The sequence below is a fragment of the Sphingomonas sp. KC8 genome (assembly GCF_002151445.1).
GTDB lineage: Bacteria > Pseudomonadota > Alphaproteobacteria > Sphingomonadales > Sphingomonadaceae > Sphingomonas_E.
In genome coordinates this window covers 1,478,164-1,502,432 of the sequence record NZ_CP016306.1, presented here as the reverse complement: position 1 = coordinate 1,502,432, position 24,269 = coordinate 1,478,164, and the positions used below count along the sequence as shown (strand labels likewise).

Sequence of the window (24,269 nt, the reverse complement as noted above, 5' to 3'; positions counted from 1 at the left end):
TTGCGGCAAGCCGCGCACAGGAGATTGAACCGCTGGACAAAAACGCCGCCCAACGATCGGTCCGAAGGGGTAGGGTAATCTGACGCCGGGCATGGAGCCCTTGGCAGACCCGGAAGCAGCCATATCGGCTGTTCCGAAAACTCTAACCCCGCCTATGCAGCCGAATTAAGGGCCTGTCCCTAATGGGCGCCTGATTCACGCTTCCGGTGTTTCACCGTAAACGATCAGGCACCAAGCCCAGCTGCAGTCTCGGACGGTACTGGCATGGGCGGGGCCGCGAACGGCATCACCCATGCCTTTGGCCCCCTTCCCGTGAAGGAAGGGGGAATCTGGTTCAGGCGACCGCCACGTCGGCGACGTCGACCTTGATGCCCGGGCCCATCGACGAGCTGACGGCGATCTTGCGGACATACTTGCCCTTGGCGCCGGCGGGCTTCGCCTTGACCAGCGCATCGAGCAGCGCATCGAAGTTCGCGCGCAGATCTTCCGCCGGGAACGACGCCTTGCCGATGCCTGAATGGATGATACCGGCCTTCTCGACGCGATATTCGACCTGGCCGCCCTTGGCAGCCTTGACCGCTTCGCCGACATTGGGCGTGACCGTGCCGAGCTTCGGGTTCGGCATCAGGCCCTTGGGACCCAGCACCTTACCGAGACGGCCAACCAGGCCCATCATGTCCGGGGTCGCAATGCAGCGATCGAAATCGATCTTGCCGGCCTGGACCGCTTCGAGCAGGTCTTCGGCACCAACGACTTCTGCGCCGGCGGCGAGGGCTTCTTCAGCCTTGGCGCCACGGGCGAACACGCCGACGCGGACGTCCTTGCCGGTACCCTTGGGCAGCGTGACGACGCCACGGACCATCTGGTCAGCATGACGGGGATCGACGCCGAGGTTGACGGCGATTTCGATCGTTTCGTCGAACTTCGAAGTGGCATGGGTCTTGGCGAGCTTGATCGCTTCGTCGACGCCATACAGCTTTTCGCGATCAACGACGTTGACCAGGGCCTTCTGCTTCTTGGTCAGCTTCTTGGGTGCGAACATGGCTTAGCCCTCCACCACTTCGAGGCCCATCGCGCGGGCGGAGCCTTCGATGATGCGGGTTGCCGCTTCGATATCGTTGGCGTTCAGATCCTTCATCTTCGCGTTCGCGATATCCGCGAGCTGCGAGCGCTTGATCTTTCCGGCGGAAACCTTGCCCGGCTCCTTCGAACCCGACTTCAGGCCAGCGGCCTTCTTGATCAGGAAGGTCGCCGGCGGCGTCTTCGTGACGAAGGAGAAGGAGCGGTCGGCATAGACGGTGATCACGGTGGGAAGCGGCGTGCCGACTTCTTCACCCTGCGTCTGCGCGTTGAACGCCTTGCAGAATTCCATGATGTTCACGCCGCGCTGACCGAGCGCGGGGCCGATTGGCGGGCTGGGGTTGGCCTTGCCGGCCGGCACCTGCAGCTTGATATAGCCAGTAATCTTCTTGGCCATGGTTGCTCACTCTCTTTCAAGTTTAGCGGTTCAAACGATGGCCGAGGCCACCTCCCGCACACATGTCGGACACCTTGCGGCATCCATATTCCGGATCACTCCGGAAATCCTTATTTGGCCCGTTCGACCTGCTCGAAATCGAGTTCGACCGGCGTGGCGCGACCGAAGATCGACACTGACACCTTGACCTTGCTCTTTTCGAAATCCAGTTCTTCGACGAGGCCGTTGAAGCTCGCAAAGGGACCGTCGAGCACCTTGACCTGATCGCCGATTTCGAAATCGACCTTGATCTTGGTCTTCGGCGCGGCTGCGGCGGCTTCCTCCTTGGTGTTGAGGATGCGCGCGGCCTCGGCCTCGCTGATTGGCTGCGGCTTGCCCGACGACCCGAGGAAGCCCGTCACCTTCGGTGTGTTCTTCACCAGGTGATAGACATCGTCGTTCATGTTGAGCTTCGCCAGCACATAGCCGGGGAAGAATTTGCGATCCGACGTGACCTTCTTGCCGCGACGGACTTCGGTAACCTTTTCAGTCGGAACTTCGACCGATTCGACGAGCTGTTCGAGGCCCAGGCGCGTGGCGTCCGCAAGGATCGCCTCCTTCACCTTGTTCTCGAAGCCCGAATAGGCGTGGATGATGTACCAGCGCGCCATATGTCCAGCCTGTTCCCCGCTTAGTTCCCGGCCGCCAGCTTGATCAAAAACTTGACCAGGGCGCCGAACATCGAATCGACGCCGAAGAAGAAGATCGCCAGCAGCGACGTCATGATGGCAACGAGAATCCCGGTGGTCACGGTTTCACGACGGCTCGGCCAGACGACCTTCGCCGTCTCTGCCCGGACCTGCCGGATAAACTCGCCGGGTGAAACCTTCGCCACCAAGAACCTCGCAATCCGTTTCCAGTTACCATGTCCTACACGAAATAAATCGCGTTGAAACAGCAACAACGAGACCGACGGCCGCCATCCGGTTTTCCCGGCGCAGCCCGGCCTCGTCAACTTCTCTTCCGGACCTGGATCTTGCCACCCCATCCGCCGCAAGGCGAAGGGAATGGCAGGAGTGGAGGGACTCGAACCCACGGCCCTCGGTTTTGGAGACCGATGCTCTACCAACTGAGCTACACTCCTCCGGGTCCGGAGAGGGCTGCGACATAGCGGCGGGTGCCGAGGAGCGCAAGCCATGATCGCCCGGATTTATGCTGTCCGGCGCAAGCCCCCGACAAGCAGGGCGCGCGCTTCTTCCGGAGGAAGCGGCATGCCGGACAGATATCCCTGATAATGGGTGCAGCCCAGAGCGCGGGCGATCGCCTGTTCGGCGGCGGTTTCGGTGCCTTCCGCCGTGGTATCCATGCCGAGCGTGCTGGTAAGTGCGATGATCGCGCGGATCAGGCCCAGCGCGTCCGGATCGCGTCCGGCCGCCGCGACGATCAGGGTTCGATCGACTTTGACGGTGCTGAAACGGCCACGCCGAATATGGCCCAGGGCCGAAGCGCAGGCGCCGAAATCGTCGAGAGAGATTCGGACCGATAGCGCGCGCAACCGATCCACCGCGACGGTAACGCTGTCCGTATCGGTGCGGAACGCGCGTTCGCCGACTTCGAGTTCGAGCCGTGAGGGCAGGATACCAGACTGAGCCAGGGCTGACAGCACGATCGCCGGCAATTGGGGATCGCTGATCTGGTTGGGGGCAAGGTTGACGCACAGGCGGATATGATCCGGCCATCGCGCGGCTTCGGTACAGGCGGCGCGGATCACCCATTCGCCGATCTGGGCGAGCAGCCCGGCTTCGGCGGCGATGGGAATGAATTCGTCGGGCGGGACTTCGCCCAGTTCAGGATGGTCCCAGCGCAACAATGCTTCGAATCCGGCGATGCGGGAATCGCGCGCATCGATCACCGGTTGATAAGCGAGCCGTAACTGCCCCTGATCCATCGCATTGCGCAGGGCGCTTTCGATCGCCCGGCGCTTGTGTGCGCTGGCGAGCAAGGCGGGGGCGAACATGCGATGGATGCCGCGCCCGTCTTTTTTGGCGCGATAGAGCGCCAGATCGGCGTTGCTGATCAGTGCCTCGGCCGATCGGCCATCGCGCGGGCCGATCGCCGTGCCGATACTGGCGCCGATTCGGACGATCTGGCCGTCGATTTCGAAAGGAGCCGAAAGCGCCGCGATAATCGCCCCGCCAAGAGCTTCGATTCGCTTGAGATCGGCGGCGTTGGCAACCACGAGGGCAAATTCGTCGCCACCCAGCCGGCCGCATATGTCGTCGCTGGCGATCAGGCCCGACAGGCGCTGTGCGGCAAGGCAGAGCAACTTGTCGCCCACCGGGTGCCCCATGGTGTCGTTGACCGCCTTGAAGCGATCTAGATCGATGAGCATGAGTGCGCACCGGCCGCGATCATGGCCGCTGCGGTTCAAGATCGCGCGTAGCCCATCATGAAAATGGGCGCGGTTGAGCAGGCCGGTGAGCGCGTCGAAGCGGGCCATTCGATCGATTTCTTCGGCGGAGCGCCGTGCTTCGGTGATGTCGGCGCCGACGCCATGATAGCCGGTGAAGGCGCCGTGGTCGTCCTCGCGCGGGGCCGCGGACAGCCGCCACCAGCGTTCCTGCCCGCCGATCATTACCGGCAATTCGAAATCGGTGAAGCGTTCTCGGGCCTGCATTCGATCCAGCAAAGTCTGCAATTCGGCGGACCGGACGGGGTGTTCCCATCGGTCGCCGGCGAACAGCCGAAACAGGGATTCACCCTCCAGCGCATCCGGCGGGCATCCGGCCGCGCGGGCGAGCGCCGCGGAAACATTGACCAGCCGGCGGGCCGAATCGACCTGCCACAGCCAGTCGGCACCATGATCATCCGCTTCGCGTAGCAGCAGGCTCACCACTTCGCGCTTTTCCGCCAGCGCGATTTCGGCCCATTTGCGGTGCACGAATGCGCGGCCGCTGGCGACGCCCCCAACCGCAAGGCATAGGCCATAAGCCGAAGGAAGCGCGGTGAGGAGGGGGGAGCCCGTCCGGGCCATCATCACCGTGAGGCCGGCGCTGCCGATGGTGATGAACACCAGCATCGTAACCGGGGTGGCCGCGACCGTCAGCGTCGCGCTGGCGATCACTGCGGCGGACACGAGGCAAATAGCCAATTGCTGATCGAGCGTGCCGGTGCCCGAAAAAATGGCCGTAGGCACCGTCCAGAGCAGCCCCAGCATGACGGCGCGGAGAATCGACCTGTGGATGGCGGCTGACGGATCTGGCGGTTTGCCGCGCCGCGCCCTGACCACGAGGCGGATCATTCCCAGCAGCACACCGGCGATCGCGAGCGACCAGCCGATCAGCTGCCAGCGCGGAACGGCTTCCCACAACAGCACGACAAGGGCCAGCGTGCTCGCCAGTTGCGTCAGGGCGATGATCGTACTGAGGCGGGCCAGTTCCGCAACCTGCGCGGCGCGCACCCGGTTCCATCCAGGCGAAGATGCGCCCGACAGGCCGAGCACGGCCAGCCAGCCGGGCGCTGTCGCCGTCGAAGGAGGAGGGCGTTTCCACATAACGATGTGGATATTTAGTTGAGGTTGGTTAGCGCAAAGTAAGCGCTACAGTCATATCAAAGAAAAATATTCGTCGCGGCAACTTGTGTAAATTACATAGAAGTTGCCGCGACTGCGTTCAGGCGGCGATATCGTATGGCTGTATCTCGCCAGAAAGATAGAGGTTCCTCGCCTTGGCGCGGCTCAGCTTGCCGGAGCTGGTGCGCGGCAGGGTGCGCGGCGGCACCAATTCGACGACGCAGTGCATTCCGGTGATCGAGCGCACCTTTTCGCGAATCTGATCGCGCAGGCGGGCGCGTTCGGCCAGATCGGACGTGCGGCACTGGACGAGCACCGCCGGCGTTTCCTCCCCGCCCGGCGTGGTGATCGCAAAAGCAGCGATGTCGCCGGCCTTGAAACCGGGGATCTGTTCGACGGCCCATTCGATATCTTGCGGCCAGTGGTTCTTGCCATTGACGATGATCATGTCTTTGGCCCGGCCGACGATGTAGATGTAACCATCGCTGAGATAGCCCATGTCGCCGGTATCCAGCCAGCCGCCGGCCATGCAGGCGGCGGTCGATTCGGGATCGCGGAAGTAGCCGTCCATGATCGACGGTCCCCGGCACCAGACCTTGCCGATCGCCCGTTCGGGCAGCACGCCGCCATCTTCGTCGCGAATCTCGACGAGCATGTCCTTCACCGGTTTGCCGCAGTTGACGATCGCACGATAACGCTGCGGCCGCCCGATCGCAGCGTCGCCGCCCGAAAGCTGGGTTTCTTCGACCAGTTCGACGACGATGCCTTCGCCCGGTGGCATGATCGACACGGCCAGCGTCGCTTCGGCCAGGCCGTAGCTGGGCAGGAAGGCCGACGCCTTGAACCCGGCTTCGCCGAACGCGTCGACGAAGGACTGCATCACATCGGGGCGGATCATGTCCGCGCCGTTGCCGGCCACGCGCCAGCGCGACAGATCGAAGCGATCCGACGCCTTGGTCTGGCTGGACATGCGCCGCGCGCAGATGTCGTAGCCGAACGTGGGCGAATAGCTGAGCGTGGTGCCCGGATTGCGGCTGATCAGATCGAGCCAGGCGAGTGGACGGCGGGCGAAATCTTCGGTCTTGAGATAATCGACCGAAACCTGGTTTGCGACCGGCGACAGGAAGCAGCCAACCAGCCCCATGTCATGATACCAGGGCAGCCAGGAAATGCAGCGATCCTGCGGTTCCAGCGCCATGCCATGCGAATGGGCGGCCAGATTGTTGAGCAGCGCGGAATGCGTGACCGCGACGCCGTGGGGGAAGCGGGTCGAGCCGCTGGAATATTGGAGATAGGCGATATCGTGTGGCGCAGGATGGGGGAGCGGCGCGGGCCTGGCCTCGCGCTCCTGAAACTCCTCGTAGCTCATCCCTTCGACATGGCAGGCGGCCGCCGCCGCAGCAGCCATGTCGCGCAGTTCTTCCGGGAAGAACAGCATCTTCGGATCCGAACTACCGAGCTGGACCTTCAACTGATCGATATAGCTGTCCTTGCCGCCGAAGCTGGTGGGCAGCGGCAGCGGCACAGGCCATGCGCCCGCATAGACCGCGCCGAAGAACAAAGCAGCAAATTCCGGCCCGGTTTCGGCGACCAGCGCGATCCGATCGGCAGTGCGCACGCCATGCGCGATCAGTCGATGCGCCGTCGCCAACGCATCCACGCGCAACTGTGCGTAGGAATAAGGCTGGGTCAGCGTGCCCCGAGCATCATGAAAATTAAGGCCACGGTTACCGGTCGCGGCATAATCCAGCGCATCGCCCAGCGTCGCGAAATCCGAAAAACGGCGCGGCAGCGCGTCTTCGGTGGGCGTGGGCGCGATGGTCGCAGCCCTTGCTTCGGCGGGCTTGGCGATCGTCGTGGCTGCGGTTTTGTTCAGCACCGACGGCGACTCCTTAGGTTTTTGGCCGGACGACGCGCCATTCAGGCATCGCCGTCCGCGAGATTGTTGATCCAGGCCGCATCAACGGCACATGAACGTGGGAATGCCGAATGGGCGCGTTCTAAATCCGGCCCGACTGTGGCACAAACATGGCGCGTGGCACGTTCGTCATCATATCGCAACCTAAAGCCGCTCGACGGTGAGGCGCTGGAGCGACTCGCGATCGGCTATGTCGGCCGCTATGCGACCACGCGGGCCAAGCTGGCCGCCTACCTGCACCGCAAGCTGGGCGAGCGGGGGTGGGAAGGTCCGGCCGACGCGCCTGAAGGTGGGGCATCGGCCCACATCGACGCCATCGTCGCGCGCTTTGCCGATGTCGGCTATGTCGACGATCGCGGTTTTGCCGAAGCGCGCGCGGCATCCTATGCGCGACGCGGCTATGGTGCACGGCGGCTGAACGAACGGCTTCGCGCCGACGGCATTGCCGAGGACGATGCTGCAACGGCGCGGGCGGCGGCCGACGAAAATGCCTGGGCGGCGGCCTTGGCATTCGCACAGAAGCGCCGAATCGGCCCATTTTCCCGATCCGCGACGGATATCGACATGCGGCGCCGGGCGCTGGGCGCGATGTTGCGTGCGGGCCATTCGATGGATGTGGCGCGGCGGATCATCAATGCCATGCCGGGGGAAATTCCCGAGGAACGAGACTGAAAGAAAAGGTAATATTCGACCTTCGTTTCGGCGACGGCTCGTGCTAGCCTCTCCGGATGCTTGCCGGGGGGCCGGGCCGATGAAATTGGTTAGTCAGGTGGCGCCAGTATTAGAAAAATTACCGGTCGGGGATGCCGACTCGGTTGTCTGCGCAGTGTCGCCGGCAATGCCGGACCATGCCGAAGAGGATATACCCGTCAGCGGCACCGTGAAATGGTTCGATGCGACGCGGGGGTTTGGTTTCCTTGTGGGGGATAACGAGGCGGGCGACGTGCTGCTCCATTTTTCCGTACTGCGCCATCTTGACCGGAGGACCTTGCCGGAAGGCGCGCGGGCCAGCGTGATTGCGGTCCGTCGCGACAGGGGCCTGCAGGCACGGGCGGTTCTTGAGATCGATCTGAGCACCGCGACCGGGCCGGATGCCGACCTGATCGCCCAGCGCAACGCCGATCGGGTGAATCCCAGCGAACTGATCGATCACGCCAGTGAACTCGAACCCGTTGTCGTCAAATGGTTCAATCGCCTCAAAGGGTATGGCTTTGTCATCCGGCCGGGGGACGACCAGGATATCTTTGTCCATATGGAAGTGGTCCGCCGCGCGGGGCTGGGCGATCTCGAACCTGAACAGCCATTGTTCGCCCGTATCGCCGATGGCCGCAAAGGCCCGCTCGCCGTGGTCGTACAGGTGACGGACGAGGGCGGGCAAAACGCGCCGGATCATGCTGTCGAGGCCGCGCGCGCCTGATCGTCCGCCGGGCGCGCAACCCGGAATTTCGGCGATTCCCAGCACACGGGTTTGCGCTTAAGAGACGTCGCATGATGATGCGTTCTATATCCGCATGTGCCGCCGCTCTGCTGCTGACTGTGCCGCTTGTCGGTTGTGCCGCCAGAAGTGACGCGCCGGCGGCGGTTCGCGCCGATGGCCTGGTTGAAGTGACGGTCACTACGGCAACGGGCACACGGATCTTTCAGGTGGAAATGGCCCGCACGCCGGCAGAACAGGCGCGCGGGCTGATGTATCGCACCGAACTGGCACCGGATCGCGGCATGCTGTTTCCCTACGATCCGCCGCAATGGGCCAGCTTCTGGATGAAGAATACGCTGATCCCGCTCGACATGATCTTCATTCGCCGGGACGGCACGATCGCGCGCATTGCCGAGAATACCATCCCCGAATCACTCGAGCCGGTCGAATCGGGCGAACCGGTGGGTGCGGTGTTCGAGATCGCTGGGGGCAATGCCGCGTTGCAGGGGATTGCCGTGGGCGACCGCGTTACATGGCGCGATCCGACAGCAAAGCGGGCAGACTAACCGGCAATGATGGCTTTGCCGTTGCGCGGACCCCGCGACAAAGGCTAAGCGCTTGGCCATGGGCCTGTTGAAAAGCATCTTCACCTGGTGGGACGGAGCCACCATTGGCACCGCGCTATGGAGCCGTCGCAATGGCGTGACCGTGGGCGAGGACACCCTCGGCAACGTCTATTACGAGACGAAGGCGGGCGCCGTGCCGCGCCGCCGCTGGGTTATCTATAATGGCGCGAATGACGCCAGCCGCGTGCCGGCCGAATGGCATGGCTGGTTGCACCAGACGATCGAGGAAGCGCCGGACAAGGCGTTGCCGCCCGCGCGCGCCTGGCAGCAGCCATCCGCCCCGAACCCGACCGGTACCGCCGCTGCTTATCGCCCGGCTGGCGCCCTGGAAAAGGGCGGCCACCGTGCGGCTGCGACCGGCGATTATGAGGCGTGGAGCCCGAACTGAGCCATGAAGACCGTGCTGCGTGAAAATGGCGTCGAGGCGCTGGTCGGCCTGCTGGTCGTGGCATTTGCAGCGTGGTTCGCGCTGTTCGCGTGGGACCGCACCGGCGGCGGCGCACGCGCCGGCGCGACCCAGGTCAAGGCACTGTTCCCCAACGCGGCTGGCGTGAATGTCGGCACCGACGTGCGGGTCGCGGGTCTCAAGGTCGGCACGGTTTCCGAACAGCATCTCGATCCCGAAAGCTACCAGGTGGTGGCGACGCTGGCGATCGATCCGAAGGTGAAGATCCCGTCGGATAGCAGCGCCGCGATCACGTCGGAAGGTTTCTTGGGCGCGACCTATATTGCGTTGCTGCCGGGCGGATCGGAAACGCCGCTCAAGACCGGCGACACCATCATCGACACGCAGGGTGCGACCGATCTGATGGGGATGATCGGCCAATTCGTGAACGGCACCGGCAAGGCGGCCGATGAGCCGGCGCCCGAGCCATCTAACCATGCGCCCGATGCACCGGGCGGCACGCACCCGTGAAACAGACGGTCGCGGCGACGGCGCTGGCCGCGCTGCTGGGGCTTGGCGCATGGCAGGGCGCACAGGCGTTGCAGAACGCCGAAGCCGAACCCGCGCCTCAGCCGATCGTGGACGAACCGGCGGCGAATGTGGCCGCGCCCGCGACCGGGGACAGGCGCCGCATCGAACCCGCCGTTCGCGTGGCTACTCCCATGGCCGAACGCGTGGCTGTCATCGGCTTGCTGAACAAGCGCAACGGCATCGCCCGCGACCTGACGATGAAACCCGGCGATGCTTTGCGCGCCGGGGACGTGATCGTTCGCCTGCGCGCATGCGATACGACTGCGCCGTGGGAACCGCAGAAACTGACAGGCGCCTTTATCCAGACCGACGTGCGCGGCCGCGACAACAAGTGGCGGCGCGTGTTTTCAGGCTGGGTCTATAAGGAATCGCCGTCGCTCAACATGGTCCAGCATCCGATTTATGATGTCTGGCCCAAAAGCTGTACGATGCGGCATCCCGATATCGGCGCGGATACGGTGACCGCAGCATCGCCCGCCGGCGCCAGCCGTTCGAGTGCGAAGAAATCGGGTGAACCGAGCGAGGCACCTGCCGCGACGCCTGCGCCTGCGCCGGCTGCGCCCAGCGCGGCATCCAGCGACGATACATAATCATCCCGGCTGATTTCGATCGCGCCGAGCGATGCGAGATGATCGGTGATGAACTGGCAATCGAGCAGGCGAAACCCGCCGATCCGCAAGCGCGCGACCAGCCAGGCGAGCGCAACCTTGGACGCGTCACGTTCCCGACTGAACATGCTTTCGCCGAAAAAGGCACCGCCCAGCGTGACGCCATACAGGCCGCCCACCAGTGCATCGCCATGCCAGCATTCCACCGAATGGGCGTGGCCGCGCCCGTGAAGATCGGCATAAGCGGCCTCGATCTGCGGGTTGATCCAGGTGTCAGGGCGATCAGGGCGGGATTCGGCGCACAGGCCGACGACCCGCGTAAAGGCGGTATCGACCGTGACGCGAAACCTGTCCGATCGCACGGTCTTGGCCAGCGAATGCGATAGCCGGAACCCGTCGAGCGGCATGACCCCGCGCCGCTTGGGTTCAACCCAGAAAATCTCGCGCGCTTCCCGGCTGTCGGCCATCGGAAAGACGCCCACCGAATAGGCACGCAGCAAAAGATCGGGATCGAGCCGGGACATCTTAGCGCGATGTTACAACAAGCGTGGTGGGTGCGCGAGGGGGATCAAGCATCGGCGAGCCGGCGTTGGACGCCGCGCCGATGCTTCTCCTGAGGCGGCGATGTTACAGCAGATCGCGAACCTTGTCTTGCGGGCGGCACAGCGCCGCGCCCTTGTCGGTTTCCACCAGTGGCCGTTCGATCAGGATCGGATCGGCGATCATCGCGTCGAGCACGGCATCATCGCTGGCACTGGCGGCGATCAGTGCCTTGGCGGCATCTTCCTTGGTGCGTAGGCCATCGCGTGGTGCAATGCCGGCGCGCGCGTAGAGCGCGGCCAGCTTTGCGCGGGACGGCGGCGTCTTGAGATATTCGACGATGGTGATGTCCGCGCCGGATTCTTCAAGGATCGCCAGCGTCTTGCGCGACGTTCCACATTTGGGATTGTGCCAGATGGTGGCCTTCATGCCGCGCTATCCTCGCGGTTGAGCCATTCTTCCAGCCACTTGATCGTGTAGTCGCCCTTCTGGAAGTCGGGATCGTCCAGCAGCGCCTGATGCAGCGGAATAGTGGTCGTCACGCCGTCGATCACGAACTCTTCGAGAGCACGGCGCAGGCGGCGCAATGCGCCTTCGCGGGTGGTGCCGTACACGATCAGCTTGGCGATCATGCTGTCGTAATAAGGCGGCACGCGGTAACCGGCGTACAGCCCGCTGTCGACCCGCACATTCATGCCGCCCGGCGCGTGATAGCCCTTCACCAGCCCCGGCGACGGAGCGAAGGTTTTCGGGTGTTCGGCGTTGATGCGGCATTCGATGGCGTGGCCACGGAACTGCACGTCTTCCTGCCGCAACGTCAGGCCATGGCCGTCGGCAATGCGGATCTGTTCGCGGACGAGATCCAGCCCCGTGATCGCTTCGGTAACGGGATGTTCCACCTGCAGGCGGGTGTTCATCTCGATGAAGTAGAATTCGCCGTTTTCGTACAGGAATTCGATCGTGCCGGCGCCGCGATAGCCCATTTCGGCCATCGCCTTGGCGACGATGCCGCCCATATTTTCGCGCTGAGCAGCCGAGATAACCGGCGAGGGCGCTTCTTCGAGTACCTTCTGGTGGCGGCGTTGGAGCGAACAATCGCGTTCACCGAGATGGATCGCGTTGCCGTTGCCGTCGCCGAAGATCTGGAATTCGATATGGCGCGGATCGCCAAGATATTTTTCCATATAGACGGTGGCGTCGCCAAAGGCGGCCTTCGCCTCGGACCCGGCCTGGCTCATCAGCGTTTCGAGCTGATCTTCGCTCGGCACGACCTTCATGCCGCGCCCACCGCCGCCTGACGCTGCCTTGATCAGCACGGGATAGCCGATTTCAGCGGCGACGCGCTTGGCTTCGTCCAGATCAGTCAGCGGGCCATCCGAACCCGGCACCAGCGGCAGGCCGAGCTTGGCCGCCGTCAGCTTGGCTTCGATCTTGTCGCCCATCGTACGGATATGTTCGGGCTTTGGTCCGATCCAGATCAGTTCGTGGCTTTCGACGATTTCGGCAAAGCGCGCGTTTTCGCTGAGGAAGCCATAGCCCGGATGGATCGCATCGGCGCCGGTGATTTCGGCCGCCGCGATGATATTCGGGATGTTGAGATAGCTTTCGCCGGCGGGCGGCGGGCCAATGCACACCGCCTGATCGGCCAGCCGAACGTGCATCGCATCGGCATCGGCGGTCGAATGGACCGCCACCGTCTGGATGCCCATTTCATGGCAGGCGCGATGGATGCGCAGCGCGATTTCGCCGCGATTGGCGATGAGGACCTTGTGGATCGCCATCGCCCTTTACTCGACGATCAGGAGCGGTTGATCAAACTCCACCGGCTGGCCGTTTTCGACGAGGACCTGCTTGACGGTGCCACCGCGCGGAGCCGTGATCGGGTTCATGACCTTCATCGCTTCGACGATCAGCAGCGTCTGGCCAGCCGAAACCTTGTCGCCTGGCGATACGAAGGGGGCGGCGCCTGGCTCGGCGGCGAGATAGGTGGTGCCGACCATCGGCGACTTCACGACGCCGGGATGATCTGCAGGGGCGGCTTCGGCAACGGGCGCTGCCACGGCTGCGGCCGGGGCTGCCGGCGCGGCGACGGGGGCCGGCGCATAGCTGACGGGTGCGGCGACCGGAGCCGCCTTGCGCGCCACGCGGACGCGGCGATCGCCATCCTCAACCTCGATTTCGGTGAGCTTGGTGGCATCAAGCAACTCGGCGAGCTGCTTTACGAGTTCGACATCAACCCGGATCGGGGCATCATTCTTGTCGGTCATGCGGTCTGACCCTTCTCTTGTCTTGGTTCGGATTTTGGCGCGCTACTGTCAGAGCTTGGCCGCCGCGTCCAGCGCGAGCGTATAGGAAAGCGCGCCGAAGCCCGCCACCGTACCCTTGGCGGCCATGCCGACAAAGCTTTTGTGGCGGAAGGATTCGCGTGTGTGCGGATTGGAAAGATGCACCTCGATCACCGGCACTTTGATCGCCTTGATTGCGTCATAGAGTGCGATCGAAGTGTGGGTGAAGGCACCCGAATTGAGGATAACTGCCTTTGCGGGCAAAGCGTTAGCTTCGTGCAGCCAATCGATCAGATGGCCTTCATGGTTGGACTGGCGCATGTCGATCTGAAGGCCCAGTTCGCGGCCCTGATCTTCCAGCCGACCGGCGATATCGTCCAGCGTGTCCGACCCGTAGATTTCAGGCTCGCGCAGGCCGAGCAGGTTGAGGTTCGGACCATTCAGAACGAATACGGTATCGGCCATGCGAAGATCAGCCTTGCGGTTGCGGTTGGGGCATGGCGGTTTCTATATGGGGATCCCGCCAATGTCCAAAGCGGACATGGTTTCAGCCTGCCTCCCGAGGAGCTTTTTCGAATGACCACCGACGGTACGATCCAGTTGCGTGTGAATGGCGAGCATCGCCGGGTGCTGGCGGGGCTGACGCTTTCCGGGCTGGCGGCCGAACTGGGGCTTGATCCGGCGAAGGTGGCGGTGGAACGCAATCTGGAGGTCGTGCCGCGTTCGACACTCGATCAGGTGCTGGTCGAGGATGGCGACGAACTGGAAATTGTCCATTTTGTTGGCGGTGGCGATCATGGCGATGATAGCTGGACGGTGGCTGGGCGCACGTTCCGTTCCCGCCTGATCGTCGGAACGGGAAAGTATAAGGATTTCGAACAGAATGCCGCGGCGGTTGCGGCATCGGGTGCTGAAATCGTCACGGTCGCCGTGCGCCGCGTCAACATCGCCGATCCCAAGGCGCCGATGCTGACCGATTTTATCGATCCCAAGAAGATCACCTATCTGCCCAACACGGCCGGCTGCTTCACTGCCGACGATGCGATCCGCACGTTGCGGCTGGCGCGCGAGGCGGGCGGGTGGAATCTCGTCAAGCTGGAGGTGCTGGGCGAAGCGCGCACGCTTTACCCGGACATGATCGAAACGCTGCGCGCGACGGAAATTCTGGCGAAAGAAGGCTTTGAGCCGATGGTCTATTGCGCTGACGATCCGATCGCAGCGAAACGGCTGGAAGATGCTGGTGCGGTGGCGATCATGCCGCTCGGCGCGCCGATCGGTTCGGGGCTGGGCATCCAGAATGCGGTGATGATCCGCCTGATCGTGGAAGGCGCCAAGGTGCCGGTGCTGGTGGACGCTGGTGTCGGCACGGCATCCGATGCGGCGGTGGCGATGGAACTGGGCTGCGACGGCGTGCTGATGAACACCGCGATTGCCGAGGCCAAGGATCCGATCCTGATGGCGCGGGCGATGCGGGCGGCGGTGGATGCCGGGCGCATGGCCTATCGTTCTGGGCGGATGGGGCGACGGATGTATGCCGATCCGTCCAGCCCGCTGGCGGGTTTGATCTAAGCAAGGATTACCGCCACCCCGAAGCCAGTTCGGGGTGGCGGCGTAGAAGCATCAACCTGCGACGGTGAAGCCGCCGTCGACCGGCAAGGTCTGGCCGGTGATCCACGAGGCCGATGCGCTCGTCAGGAACAGCACTGCGCCGGCGATGTCGGCGGGCTTGCCCAAGCGGCCGGCAGGCGTGCGCGCGAGTGTCGGTTCGGCCCACGCCGGGTTGGCGAAGGTGCTGGCCGTCATCCGGCTTTCGGTAAGGCCGGCGGCCACCGCGTTCACGCGGATGTTGCGCTTGCCCCATTCGACCGCGAGGACGCGGGTGAGGCCGATGATGCCGGTCTTGGCCGCGCCATATCCCGGGACGATGCCGATCCCGAAGTAGGAGCTCATCGACGCGATGCCGACGATCGCGCCGCCGCCGGCAAGCGTGCTGGCCGACAGCGCATCCGAACAGCCCTTGGCCATGCGGTACGCGGCGGTGAGGTGCATGTTGATCGCACGGGCGAACACGTCGGGCTCATATTCATCAAGGCCGAGCGACGGCAGCGCGAAACCGGCATTGTTGATCAGGATATCCAGCCCTTCGGCGCTGACCGTGGCGGCCACGGCGTCGACATTGGCGGCATTTTCCACGTCGAGCTGGAGGTAGCGATAGCCAGACAGATCTTCGTCATAGTCGGCGGCGCTGGCGCGCGTGCCGGTGATCGTGACGTCAGCACCGGCCGCGCGGTAGCCGGCGGCGATGGCTGCGCCGATCCCGCTGGTGCCGCCCGTGACCAGCACCCGCGCGCCGGAATAATCATGTTGGGTTGCGTTCGCCATATCGTCCTCTTCCACAAATTCGTTCGCGATCGTTCCTAAGTCGGCCATACGCGGCTGGCGAGCCGGCAGACCACGCCGCCGCAACCGATTTCCGTAAATCGCAAATGAAGGCGCGCGCGCGATGCACTGTCCGTCCGTTTGCGGATTCAGACATGGCCGGCGACATGCTATGGACGGCACATGACCGCCAACGATCTTCCGCACCCGCACGCCGACGGGGCGAATCACGACATGGACGCGCATGGCGCGCCGGTGCAGCCGCTGGGGGTGAGCGATATCGTCCAGCGGCTGCAAACTCCGATCACCAATCCGGTGACGCGGGCGCGGTTGCGGGTGGAGCAGGAAGTGCCCGAAGCGCGCCGGGGGCCGGGCTGGGATCGCCACTGGCGCGAGCTGGAAGCCTATGTCGAGCTGCCGGGGGAATGGTCGGGCAGCCAGGAGTAAAAGACGGGGCAGAGCCGAGCCTGCCGTTTTGACAGACCCGGCTGGTGGAAGTTCAGTCGCGCGCGGCGATCGCGATGATTTCGACCTTATAGGCCGGCGTTGCCAGCTTCACTTCGCCGGTTGCGCGGGCCGGGGCGTTCTGGCCGCCGATCCATGCTTCCCACACGGCGTTCATGGCCGCGAAATCGGCCATGTCGGCAAGCCAGATGGTGGCCGACAGCAGCTTCGACTTGTCGGTGCCGGCTTCGGCCAGCAGCGCATCGATCTGGGCGAGGATCGTCTGCGTCTGGATGGTGGCGCTTTCGCCCGGCGCGCCGACCTGGCCGGCGAGGTAGACGGTATTGCCGTGGACGACGGCCTGGCTCATGCGCGGGCCCGATTCGATGCGACGGATGGTCATGCTTTTGTCCTTATGGTGGAGAGGTTGAGTGTCAGCTTGAGGCGTAACGCGCGATCGAGAGATCGGATGTCTCAATCTCGGGACGGCGGCCGCTGACGATATCGGCGATCACATGGCCCGAACCGCAAGCCATCGTCCAGCCGAGCGTGCCGTGGCCGGTGTTGAGAAACAGATTGCCGTAGCGCGTGGCCCCGATCACCGGCGTGCCATCGGGCGTCATCGGGCGCAGGCCCGACCAGTAGGTGGCCTCCGGAATATCGCCAGCACCGGGAAACAGATCGCCCACCGAATGCGCGAGCGTCGCCCGGCGGCGTTCGGGTAATATGTTGTTATAGCCGGAAATTTCCGCCATCCCGCCGACGCGGATGCGTGTTCCCAGCCGGGTGATGGCGATCTTGTAGGTTTCATCCATCAGGGTGGAAACCGGTGCGCGTGCGGCATCGACGATCGGCACGGTGATCGAATAGCCCTTCACCGGATAGACCGGCAGCTTCATCCCCAACGGACGCAGCAGGCGTGCCGAGTGGCAGCCGAGCGCCACGACATAGCGATCGGCCGTGACAAGGCCGCGATCGGTGCGGATGCCGCTGATCTGGCCGTTCGCACTTTCGATCGCCTGAATATCGGTGTCGTACTGGAAGGTGACGCCCTTGGCGGCAGCCATGTCGGCCAGCCGGTTGGTGAATTTGAAACAATCGCCGGTTTCGTCATTGGGCAGGCGCAACCCGCCGGTGAGCTTGTGTCGCGCGGATGCGAGGCCGGGTTCGGCGGCGATGCAGCCGGCGGGATCGAGAATTTCGAACGGCACGCCGCCGGCGCGCAGCACTTCGACATCCTTGGCGATGCCGTCGAGCTGCTTTTGCGTGCGGAACAGTTGCAAGGTGCCCTGCATCCGTTCGTCATAGGTGATGCCGGTGGTGCGGCGCAGATCGATCAGGCGATCGCGGCTATATTCGGCCAGACGGACCATCCGGCTTTTGTTGATGGCATAGCGGGTGGCCGTGCAGTTGCGCAGCATCGCGAACAGCCAGCCAAGCATTTCGCGATCAATCTGCGGGCGCAGGATCAGCGGGGCATGTTCCATCATCAGCCATTTGATCGCTTTTTGCGGGATGCCGGGGGCGGCCCATGGCGATGCGTAGCCGGGGGACACTTCGCCCGCATTGGCGAAGCTGGTTTCGAGCGCGGGGCCGGCCCGCCGGTCGATCACCGTCACCTCATGCCCGGCTTCCGCCAGATACCAGGCGGAGGTAACGCCGATGACGCCGCTGCCGAGAACCGCAACCTTCATGGCACCCTCTATGCTTGGGCGTCGGCGGCATCGCGGTAGATGCGATGATAACGCGCGCCGAGGCTGGTGAGAATTTCGTAGGAAATCGTGCCCGCATCCTGCGCGAGCCTATCGAGCGACTGGTGCGGGCCGATCAGTTCGACCCAATCCCCCAATTTCAATGCACCTTCGGGCAGCGCCGTCACGTCGAGCGTGATGCTGTCCATCGACACGCGGCCGGCGATCGGCAGGCGGGTGCCATTGAACCATGCCGCACCGCGATTGCTTAAGCTGCGCGGCAGGCCATCGGCATAGCCCACCGCGATCGTGGCGATCCGCGTTTCGTGGGGTGCGTGGAAGCTGTGGCCATAGCCGACGCCGCCGCCCGCCGCGATCGTCCGCACCTGAATGACGCGGGCATCGAGCCGAATGACGGGGCGCATCGGGTTGGGCTGCGCATCATTGGGCGCGCCGCCGTAGAGCGCGATCCCGGGGCGGACGATTTGGTTGTGAAAGGCGGGGGCCAGGAATGCGCCACCCGAATTGGCGAATGAGCGGGGGACCGACGGGAACAGCCCGGCCAGCGCATCGAACCGCGCTATTTGCGCGGCATTGACGGGGCTATCCAGCGTATCGGCGCAGGCAAGATGGCTCATCACCAAAGCAAGCGGGACGTGGGCGCGGAACGCCGTATCCCCGGCCAGTTGCCGGGCTTCGCCATCGTCGATGCCAAGACGGGCCATGCCGCTGTCGAACTGGAGGACGGCGGGCAGGGGGCGGCCGATCGATTGTGCGGCTTCGCGCCAGCGTGCCGCCTGATCGACCGAGTTGAGCACGGGCAATATGCCGGCATGAGCGCAAAGCATTTCGGTGCCGGGCATCAGCCCGTTGAGGACGTAGAGCCGCGCGTCGGCCGGCAGGATCGGGCGAAGCGCGCGTGCTTCGCCAAGGTGCGCCACGAAGAAATCCCGGCAGCCGGATTCGGCAAGGGCGGTGGCGGCCTGGCGCACGCCCAACCCGTAGGCATCGGCCTTCACCACGGCGGCGGCGCGCGCGGGGGCGACATGACGGGCGATCTGGCGGTAATTGCTGCGCAGGGCGGCAAGGTCGATCATCAGCCGGCCACCCGCCATGTCGGCGGTATCATCCGGGTCCGTCATCCGATCGCGATCGTTGAGCATCATGGTGATACTCTAGATCGTGTGTATTCGAATTTTCCGCGCTGTTGTGATGGATTATTCCAACATGATGCAGTTTGCGGCATAATCCACGCAGAAAATGGAGGAATATTGTGTCGCTGGATGCCATTGATCGCAACATCATCCGCCTGCTGCGATTGAATGGGCGGATCCCGAACAGCGAACTGGCCGCGCAAGTGGGGCTGTCGGCATCGGCCTGCCTGCGACGGGTGGGCCTGTTGGAAGCGAGCGGGGTGATCCGCGGCTACACCGCGATCATCGCCGGACCGGCCGAAGAAGGGCTGACCGCGATCGTGCGGATCACGCTGGAACGGCAGACCGAAGCCTATCTCAACCGGTTCGAGGCGGCGGTGCGGATGCACCCCGAAATCCAGGAATGTTTCCTGATGACGGGCGACGCCGATTATATCCTGCGCGCATCCGCGCCCAACACCGCCGCGTGGGAGACGATCCACAAGGACATATTATCGCGCTTGCCGGGCGTGGTGCGAATTCATTCGAGCATCGCGATGCGCAATGTGCTGCACCCGGCCCATGCGTCTGCGGCGCGGCCAAGGACCGGCGGATAGCGTTTTCATAGGCCGGTTGTTGCTGTAGCCTGGCATCATGGGAACGAACCGGCGGGAGCGCAGGCCGTGAACCGTGCATTCACCAACATGTTGATCGTCATGGCCATGGGGCTGGCCGGCCCGCTTGCGGCGGCGCCGCCGGCCAGCGCTGCATCCGACGTCAAACGCGTGCCCGATCTGGCCGATCAACTGGCGGGCACCTATCACGGGGATGTCATATCCGATGCGCGCGGCAGTTCGCGCAGCGATGTGGCGATCACCGTGGTGCGAACCGGCAAGAACATCATTCGCGTGACATCGGATTATCCGCGCATTCCGACGGTGAGCATCCCGCTGACCAAAGCGATGAACAGCATCATCGCGGCCAGCGGCCCGCATGTCGTGGTGGTCAATCTGGATGCTGATCCCAATAGGATGGACCTGACGATCGACGACGCATCCTGGTCGGGCGTGAAATCAGCCGGGCAGTGATTCCGGCGGATCGGACGACCGGACCAGTTCGACGACTTCGAAATCATAGCCCTTCCACCCGCGTTGCCGGGCGGCGTCGGCGGTGGCGCTGCGTTCTTTTTCGCTTCGGCCAGCGATTGGGTGTGGCCCCAGAATACTTCCGTCTTGCCGTTTTCGAGCTGGGCCACGATCCGCCAATAATGGGTGAACGCGACGGCGGTGGGGCCGATCGTCTTGACGTAGCCGTCGGGCAGGGTGGCCGTGAGGTAATATTTCTTCCGGGCCATGCCGTCCCTAATCCCGGGCGGGGTGCGTGATGGCGATCGCCGGTGCGATGCTGGCGCGGCCGGCCACTTTATCCGCTGTTCCCGTTTTTGCCAGAAACCACGGCGTCATCCGCGCGATCGCGTCCTGCACCCGATCGGTCGACACCGCGAAGCTGAAGCGGATGAAATGCCCGCCTTCGACCGGATCGAAATCCAGCCCCGGCGCGGTGGCGACGCCGGTTTCCAGCAGCAATTCTTCGCACAGGGCGATGCTGTCCCGGGTCAGGTGGTCGACATCGGCATAGATGTAGAAGGCACCATCGGGCGGCGCGAAGCTGTGCAGGCCCATTGTGGGCAGCGCTGCCAGCAGCAGGGCGCGATTATGGGCATAGGTGGCGACATGGCCGTCCAGTTCATCGCGGCAATCGAACGCGATCAGCCCGGCATGTTGCGCCAGCGACGGGGGGGTGAGGAACAGGTTGCCCATCCGCGCGCGCGCCACATCGATGAGGTTGGTGGGCACCACCAGCCAGCCGAGCCGCCAGCCGGCCATGCTGAAATATTTGGAGAAACTGTTGACGATCAACGCGTCGGGATTGTCCTGAAGCATGGACCGGGGCGTGCCGACATAGCTTAGCCCATGGTAGATTTCATCGGAGACGATGCGGATGCCGCGTTCGCGGCACACGTCGGCGATCGCCGCCATTTCAGCGTCGTCGATGATCGTGCCGGTCGGGTTGGCGGGGCTGGCGACGATCAGGCCATCGGGTGCAGGATCGAGTTTGGCGAGGGCCGCGGCCGTCACCTGAAAGCGTTCGGCCGGCCCGCACGGCAGTTCGACCGGTTCGAGATAAAGCGCCTTCAGCGTGTTGCGATAGGCGACATAGCCGGGGCGGGCGATGGCGACACGGGCGCCGGGTTCGAACAGGCAGGATAAAGCGAGCACCAGCGCGGGCGATGCGCCGCAGGTGAGCAATATCTGTTCGGGATCGACCGCGACGCCATAAGCATCCTGATAATGCCGCGCGATGCGTTCCTTCAGGCGCGGGCTTTCCCAATAGCCCATGCCATCGGTGTCCAGCACATGGTGGGCCGCAGCAATGGCGGCGGCCGGCGCACCGGTCGACGGCTGGCCGAACTCCATATGGATGATCGATCGCCCTTCGGCGGCAAGGCGATGGGCGACGCGGCTGATGGCGATGGCGTGGAACGGATCGATCTGGGCTAGCATATCGGTTCAGCTAGGGGGCCAGGCGATCGGGCGCAACGTGGATGCGACATAGCGTGGCGAAAGGGTTCAGGCGGAACCGGCCGGCGGGAACAATATCGGCGCATCGCCCGGGTGCCATGGGTGCAGGCGGATCATCGCCGTTTCGAACAGGGGCGAGCCGACATGGCGTGCCAGCCAGCTTTGCAAATGCGGCAGCGGCTGGGCATCGAACCACGCGCGATCGGTTGCAGCAAACTGGCGCACGAAGGGCATGATGGCCATATCGGTCAGCCCGCGCGCCGCGCCGCACAGGTTGGCGTTCAAGGCCAGCCTTTGATCGAGCACGACCAGCAGCGCCAGGCCGGCGGCACGGTGCGCGGCGGGATCCGAGGCGTGGCGATCGGGATATTTGTAGCGATCCAGATGGTGCTTGAACGGCCCGTCATTGGCCGCGATCAGGGCTGCATCATCATGGTCGAGCCAATGTTCGGGATCATGCTGGCCGAGCGCCCAGCGCATGATATCAATGCTTTCATCGATCACGCCGCCATCAGGCAGGATCAGCACCGGCACCGTCCCTTTGGGCGACACTGCGATCATATCGGCCGGCTTGGCGGAAAGCTTCACCTCGCGGATTTCGCAGATCACGCCGCTCGCAAGCAGGGCCAGCCGCGCGCGCATCGCATAAGGGCAGCGCCGGAAACTGTAGAGGATCGGATCAGTCGTCACGGGGCTGGGCGCGCGCCGCGCCGATATGCGCTTCGCCACGGGATGCCGCCAGATGTTCCTGCCGGTGGCGTTCGGCATAGCCCGCGCGCTGGGCGTCGCTGCGCTCGTCATGGCAGGCGGCGCAACTGACCCCGACCCTGTAATGCGGGGATGCGCGATCGGCTTCGCTCACCGGCCGCCGGCAGGCGTGGCAAAGCTCGTGGCTGCCGATTTCCAGACCATGCGTCACCGTCACGCGCTGATCGAACACGAAACATTCGCCATTCCACCGGCTGTCTTCCACCGGAACCGTTTCCAGATAGCGCAGGATCCCGCCCTTCAGGTGATACACCTCGTCCAGCCCTTCGGCCTTGAGGAAGGCGGTGGATTTTTCGCAGCGTATGCCGCCGGTGCAGAACATCGCGATCTTCGGCGGCGGCCCATCGCCCAGCAGCCGTTCGCGTTCGGCGCGGAACCATGCCGGAAAATCACGGAAAGTCTTGGTTTGCGGATTGATCGCGCCGGCGAAGGTGCCGGCGGCCACTTCATAATCATTGCGCGTGTCGATGACGATCGTATCGGGGCGATCGATCAGCGCGTTCCAGTCTTCCGGTTCGACATAATGGCCGACGTCGGTGAGCGGATCGATGTCCGGTTCGCCCATCGTCACGATTTCGCGCTTGAGCCGTACCTTCATGCGGTGGAAGGGCAGCGTTTCGGCGCGCGACAGCTTGACATCGAGATCCGCGCAGCCGGGCAACTGGCGAATATGCGCCAGCACCTGATCGATCGCGACATCCGAGCCGGCGATCGTGCCGTTGATCCCTTCCGACGCGATCAGCAGCGTGCCTTTCACGCCAAGCGCGCAGCATAGCTGCGCCAGCGGCCCTTGAATTTTCTCGCCATCGGCAAAGGGGGTGAATCGATAGAGCGCCGCAACGCATATCGGCAGGCTGGCTTTGGTCACGTCTGGGCAAATCCGGTTGCAGGCGCATGCGCGCGAGCACGGCCTTTAGCGATATCCGCCGCGTTCGGCCAGTGTTCGGCCGGCGGGTAGTGCCTTATGGTAATTATGGTGGCGGACTATAGGATCCGAGGCGTTATCCCGCCGCCTAGCTGAATTGACGGGATGTGCGGCAAATGCCATGTCGCAGCCTATGCAATCCGACAAGCTGGCCAGCGCTGGTTCCGCCCCGCGAAAACTTAGCAAAGGTCAGGCGACCCGCCGCAATATCCTTGAAGCCGCTGAAATCAGCTTTGCCGAAGTGGGCTTCGACGCCGCGCGGCTGGACATGATTGCCGAAGAAGTGGGCATCAAGCAGGCGGCGATCTTTTACCATTTTCCGAGCAAGCGGAACCTGTTCGACGAACTGAACCGGGACATTCAGGCCAGCCTGGTCCATCTGACCAAAGTCCGTTTGGAAGGGGCGACCGATCCCTGGGAAAGGTTGATGCTGCTGGTCGAGGTGTGGCTGGATTTCATGGTGGCCCGCCCGACCGCTGCGCGATTGATCCTGCGTGCGTGCGCGGATGCAACGGGAGCGGACGGCGAAAAAGGGCAATATTCAACCGATGCACTGCACCTGTTTCGCGCGGTGATCGCCGACGGTATTGCGTCCGGCCGCTTCGGTGATGTCAGTTCGATGTATCTGGTCAATCTGCTCAGCGGCAGCATTTTGCATTATGTCTGCAATCCCGGGCAATTGGGTAGCGATCGCCCCTATCGGCCCGATGATCCCGCCGAAGTCGCCATGTTCAAGACGGTGCTGCGCAAAACCGCGCGGGCGGTGCTTGACGTGCAATGAGGCGGCGTTGGCCACTGGTTTGTTGAGGCGCCTGCGACCCTGATTGCGGCGGCGTCGCCCTATGCTGTCTTCGATGGACGCGGGGGGCGTCGGCCGGTTGCCCGATTTGAAAATCCGGCAGAAAAATGACTGATCAGATGATTCGTCGTTGCCGATGCGGCCATGAAAC

Annotated in this window: 28 protein-coding genes, 1 tRNA gene and 2 pseudogenes; 11 read left to right on the top strand and 20 right to left on the bottom strand. The window is 63.9% G+C overall.

Translation table 11 applies throughout. The features are described 5' to 3' along the window. Positions 1-334 precede the first annotated feature (334 nt). From rplA to KC8_RS07070, 7 genes are all read right to left on the bottom strand, one after another. Entirely contained in the window at positions 335-1,042 is a 708-nt protein-coding gene (gene rplA / locus KC8_RS07100; protein WP_010127920.1) for a 50S ribosomal protein L1, read from the bottom strand. A 3-nt stretch (positions 1,043-1,045) separates the two neighbouring features. Continuing rightward, the gene (gene rplK, locus KC8_RS07095) at positions 1,046-1,477 is read right to left on the bottom strand and encodes a 50S ribosomal protein L11 (protein ID WP_010127921.1); all 432 of its coding nucleotides are present in this window, start codon (positions 1,475-1,477) and stop codon (positions 1,046-1,048) included. Positions 1,478-1,587: 110 nt separating this feature from the next. Beyond that, positions 1,588-2,127 carry a transcription termination/antitermination protein NusG gene (gene nusG, locus KC8_RS07090; RefSeq protein ID WP_010127922.1) on the bottom strand — a complete coding sequence of 180 codons (540 nt, stop codon included), beginning with the start codon at positions 2,125-2,127 and terminating at the stop codon, positions 1,588-1,590. 20 nt (positions 2,128-2,147) lie between these two features. Continuing rightward, entirely contained in the window at positions 2,148-2,351 is a 204-nt protein-coding gene (secE, locus tag KC8_RS19770; RefSeq protein WP_010127923.1) for a preprotein translocase subunit SecE, read from the bottom strand. Positions 2,352-2,524: 173 nt separating this feature from the next. After that, a tRNA-Trp gene (locus tag KC8_RS07080) sits at positions 2,525-2,600 on the bottom strand. A 66-nt stretch (positions 2,601-2,666) separates the two neighbouring features. Next, on the bottom strand, positions 2,667-4,916 hold the full coding sequence (locus tag KC8_RS07075) for a putative bifunctional diguanylate cyclase/phosphodiesterase (protein WP_010127924.1): 2,250 nt from the start codon (positions 4,914-4,916) through the stop codon (positions 2,667-2,669). A gap of 211 nt (positions 4,917-5,127) precedes the next feature. Next, positions 5,128-6,906, bottom strand: a complete 1,779-nt coding sequence (locus tag KC8_RS07070) for a fatty acyl-AMP ligase (RefSeq protein ID WP_010127925.1) — start codon at positions 6,904-6,906, stop codon at positions 5,128-5,130. A 156-nt stretch (positions 6,907-7,062) separates the two neighbouring features. On the opposite strand from KC8_RS07070, the gene KC8_RS07065 reads away from it, so the two are divergent. The 6 genes and pseudogenes from KC8_RS07065 to KC8_RS20260 all read left to right on the top strand — a co-directional run. Continuing rightward, the gene (locus KC8_RS07065; protein ID WP_010127926.1) at positions 7,063-7,617 is read left to right on the top strand and encodes a regulatory protein RecX; all 555 of its coding nucleotides are present in this window, start codon (positions 7,063-7,065) and stop codon (positions 7,615-7,617) included. 166 nt (positions 7,618-7,783) lie between these two features. Beyond that, positions 7,784-8,362, top strand: coding sequence for a cold-shock protein (locus KC8_RS07060; protein WP_010127927.1), 579 nt, complete (start codon positions 7,784-7,786; stop codon positions 8,360-8,362). Between the two features lie 71 nt (positions 8,363-8,433). After that, positions 8,434-8,928, top strand: coding sequence for a DUF192 domain-containing protein (locus KC8_RS07055; protein ID WP_010127929.1), 495 nt, complete (start codon positions 8,434-8,436; stop codon positions 8,926-8,928). Between the two features lie 58 nt (positions 8,929-8,986). Continuing rightward, positions 8,987-9,376, top strand: coding sequence for an NADH:ubiquinone oxidoreductase subunit NDUFA12 (locus KC8_RS07050; protein WP_010127930.1), 390 nt, complete (start codon positions 8,987-8,989; stop codon positions 9,374-9,376). A gap of 3 nt (positions 9,377-9,379) precedes the next feature. Next, a complete protein-coding gene (gene mlaD / locus KC8_RS07045; protein ID WP_010127931.1) occupies positions 9,380-9,904 on the top strand; it encodes an outer membrane lipid asymmetry maintenance protein MlaD in 525 nt (174 codons plus the stop codon). Between the two features lie 191 nt (positions 9,905-10,095). Continuing rightward, positions 10,096-10,329, top strand: a pseudogene (locus tag KC8_RS20260) (DUF2155 domain-containing protein); the annotation flags it as partial. A 35-nt stretch (positions 10,330-10,364) separates the two neighbouring features. Here KC8_RS20260 and aat read toward each other — a convergent pair. The 5 genes from aat to aroQ form a co-directional block, all read right to left on the bottom strand. Next, complete coding sequence (gene aat / locus KC8_RS07035) at positions 10,365-11,096, bottom strand: leucyl/phenylalanyl-tRNA--protein transferase (protein ID WP_010127933.1); 732 nt, start codon at positions 11,094-11,096, stop codon at positions 10,365-10,367. 103 nt (positions 11,097-11,199) lie between these two features. Beyond that, positions 11,200-11,541, bottom strand: a complete 342-nt coding sequence (gene arsC, locus KC8_RS07030) for an arsenate reductase (glutaredoxin) (RefSeq protein WP_010127934.1) — start codon at positions 11,539-11,541, stop codon at positions 11,200-11,202. Beyond that, positions 11,538-12,893 (bottom strand): acetyl-CoA carboxylase biotin carboxylase subunit, encoded by a 1,356-nt coding sequence (gene accC, locus KC8_RS07025; protein ID WP_010127935.1) that lies wholly within the window; start codon positions 12,891-12,893, stop codon positions 11,538-11,540. The genes arsC and accC overlap by 4 nt, the downstream gene beginning before the upstream one ends. 6 nt (positions 12,894-12,899) lie before the next feature. Continuing rightward, positions 12,900-13,379: an acetyl-CoA carboxylase biotin carboxyl carrier protein gene (accB, locus tag KC8_RS07020; protein ID WP_010127936.1), complete on the bottom strand. Its 480-nt coding sequence runs from the start codon at positions 13,377-13,379 to the stop codon at positions 12,900-12,902. A 48-nt stretch (positions 13,380-13,427) separates the two neighbouring features. Further along, positions 13,428-13,862 carry a type II 3-dehydroquinate dehydratase gene (gene aroQ / locus KC8_RS07015; RefSeq protein WP_010127937.1) on the bottom strand — a complete coding sequence of 145 codons (435 nt, stop codon included), beginning with the start codon at positions 13,860-13,862 and terminating at the stop codon, positions 13,428-13,430. A gap of 111 nt (positions 13,863-13,973) precedes the next feature. Between aroQ and thiS the strand changes: the two genes are divergently transcribed. Beyond that, the gene (gene thiS, locus KC8_RS07010; protein ID WP_010127938.1) at positions 13,974-14,966 is read left to right on the top strand and encodes a sulfur carrier protein ThiS; all 993 of its coding nucleotides are present in this window, start codon (positions 13,974-13,976) and stop codon (positions 14,964-14,966) included. 51 nt (positions 14,967-15,017) lie between these two features. Here thiS and KC8_RS07005 read toward each other — a convergent pair whose 3' ends face one another. Beyond that, entirely contained in the window at positions 15,018-15,779 is a 762-nt protein-coding gene (locus KC8_RS07005) for an SDR family NAD(P)-dependent oxidoreductase (RefSeq protein WP_029624880.1), read from the bottom strand. A 180-nt stretch (positions 15,780-15,959) separates the two neighbouring features. Between KC8_RS07005 and KC8_RS07000 the strand changes: the two genes are divergently transcribed. Beyond that, positions 15,960-16,223 carry a hypothetical protein gene (locus tag KC8_RS07000; protein ID WP_010127940.1) on the top strand — a complete coding sequence of 88 codons (264 nt, stop codon included), beginning with the start codon at positions 15,960-15,962 and terminating at the stop codon, positions 16,221-16,223. A gap of 52 nt (positions 16,224-16,275) precedes the next feature. Here KC8_RS07000 and KC8_RS06995 read toward each other — a convergent pair whose 3' ends face one another. From KC8_RS06995 to alr, 3 genes are read right to left on the bottom strand one after another with little or no spacing between them, the layout of a single operon-like run. Continuing rightward, complete coding sequence (locus tag KC8_RS06995) at positions 16,276-16,623, bottom strand: RidA family protein (RefSeq protein WP_010127941.1); 348 nt, start codon at positions 16,621-16,623, stop codon at positions 16,276-16,278. 31 nt (positions 16,624-16,654) lie between these two features. Next, positions 16,655-17,914 carry a D-amino acid dehydrogenase gene (locus KC8_RS06990; protein WP_010127942.1) on the bottom strand — a complete coding sequence of 420 codons (1,260 nt, stop codon included), beginning with the start codon at positions 17,912-17,914 and terminating at the stop codon, positions 16,655-16,657. An 8-nt stretch (positions 17,915-17,922) separates the two neighbouring features. Then, positions 17,923-19,077 (bottom strand): alanine racemase, encoded by a 1,155-nt coding sequence (alr, locus tag KC8_RS06985; protein ID WP_010127943.1) that lies wholly within the window; start codon positions 19,075-19,077, stop codon positions 17,923-17,925. A gap of 107 nt (positions 19,078-19,184) precedes the next feature. Here alr and KC8_RS06980 point away from each other — a divergent pair, with 107 nt between their 5' ends. Both KC8_RS06980 and KC8_RS06975 read left to right on the top strand, forming a co-directional pair. Then, positions 19,185-19,661 (top strand): Lrp/AsnC family transcriptional regulator, encoded by a 477-nt coding sequence (locus tag KC8_RS06980; RefSeq protein WP_010127944.1) that lies wholly within the window; start codon positions 19,185-19,187, stop codon positions 19,659-19,661. Between the two features lie 66 nt (positions 19,662-19,727). Beyond that, positions 19,728-20,132, top strand: a complete 405-nt coding sequence (locus tag KC8_RS06975) for a hypothetical protein (protein ID WP_010127945.1) — start codon at positions 19,728-19,730, stop codon at positions 20,130-20,132. Here the strand turns inward: KC8_RS06975 and KC8_RS20250 are convergent. The 4 genes and pseudogenes from KC8_RS20250 to trhO form a co-directional block, all read right to left on the bottom strand. Further along, positions 20,118-20,398, bottom strand: a pseudogene (locus tag KC8_RS20250) (hypothetical protein). The gene KC8_RS06975 and the pseudogene KC8_RS20250 sit on opposite strands and share 15 nt — an antisense overlap. A gap of 7 nt (positions 20,399-20,405) precedes the next feature. Beyond that, positions 20,406-21,608 (bottom strand): aminotransferase class I/II-fold pyridoxal phosphate-dependent enzyme, encoded by a 1,203-nt coding sequence (locus KC8_RS06965; RefSeq protein ID WP_083831321.1) that lies wholly within the window; start codon positions 21,606-21,608, stop codon positions 20,406-20,408. 66 nt (positions 21,609-21,674) lie between these two features. After that, entirely contained in the window at positions 21,675-22,355 is a 681-nt protein-coding gene (locus KC8_RS06960) for a glutathione S-transferase (protein WP_010127947.1), read from the bottom strand. After that, the gene (gene trhO / locus KC8_RS06955; protein ID WP_010127950.1) at positions 22,306-23,262 is read right to left on the bottom strand and encodes an oxygen-dependent tRNA uridine(34) hydroxylase TrhO; all 957 of its coding nucleotides are present in this window, start codon (positions 23,260-23,262) and stop codon (positions 22,306-22,308) included. The genes KC8_RS06960 and trhO overlap by 50 nt, the downstream gene beginning before the upstream one ends. A gap of 178 nt (positions 23,263-23,440) precedes the next feature. Between trhO and KC8_RS06950 the strand changes: the two genes are divergently transcribed. After that, positions 23,441-24,100 (top strand): TetR/AcrR family transcriptional regulator, encoded by a 660-nt coding sequence (locus KC8_RS06950; RefSeq protein ID WP_083831323.1) that lies wholly within the window; start codon positions 23,441-23,443, stop codon positions 24,098-24,100. Positions 24,101-24,269 lie beyond the last annotated feature (169 nt).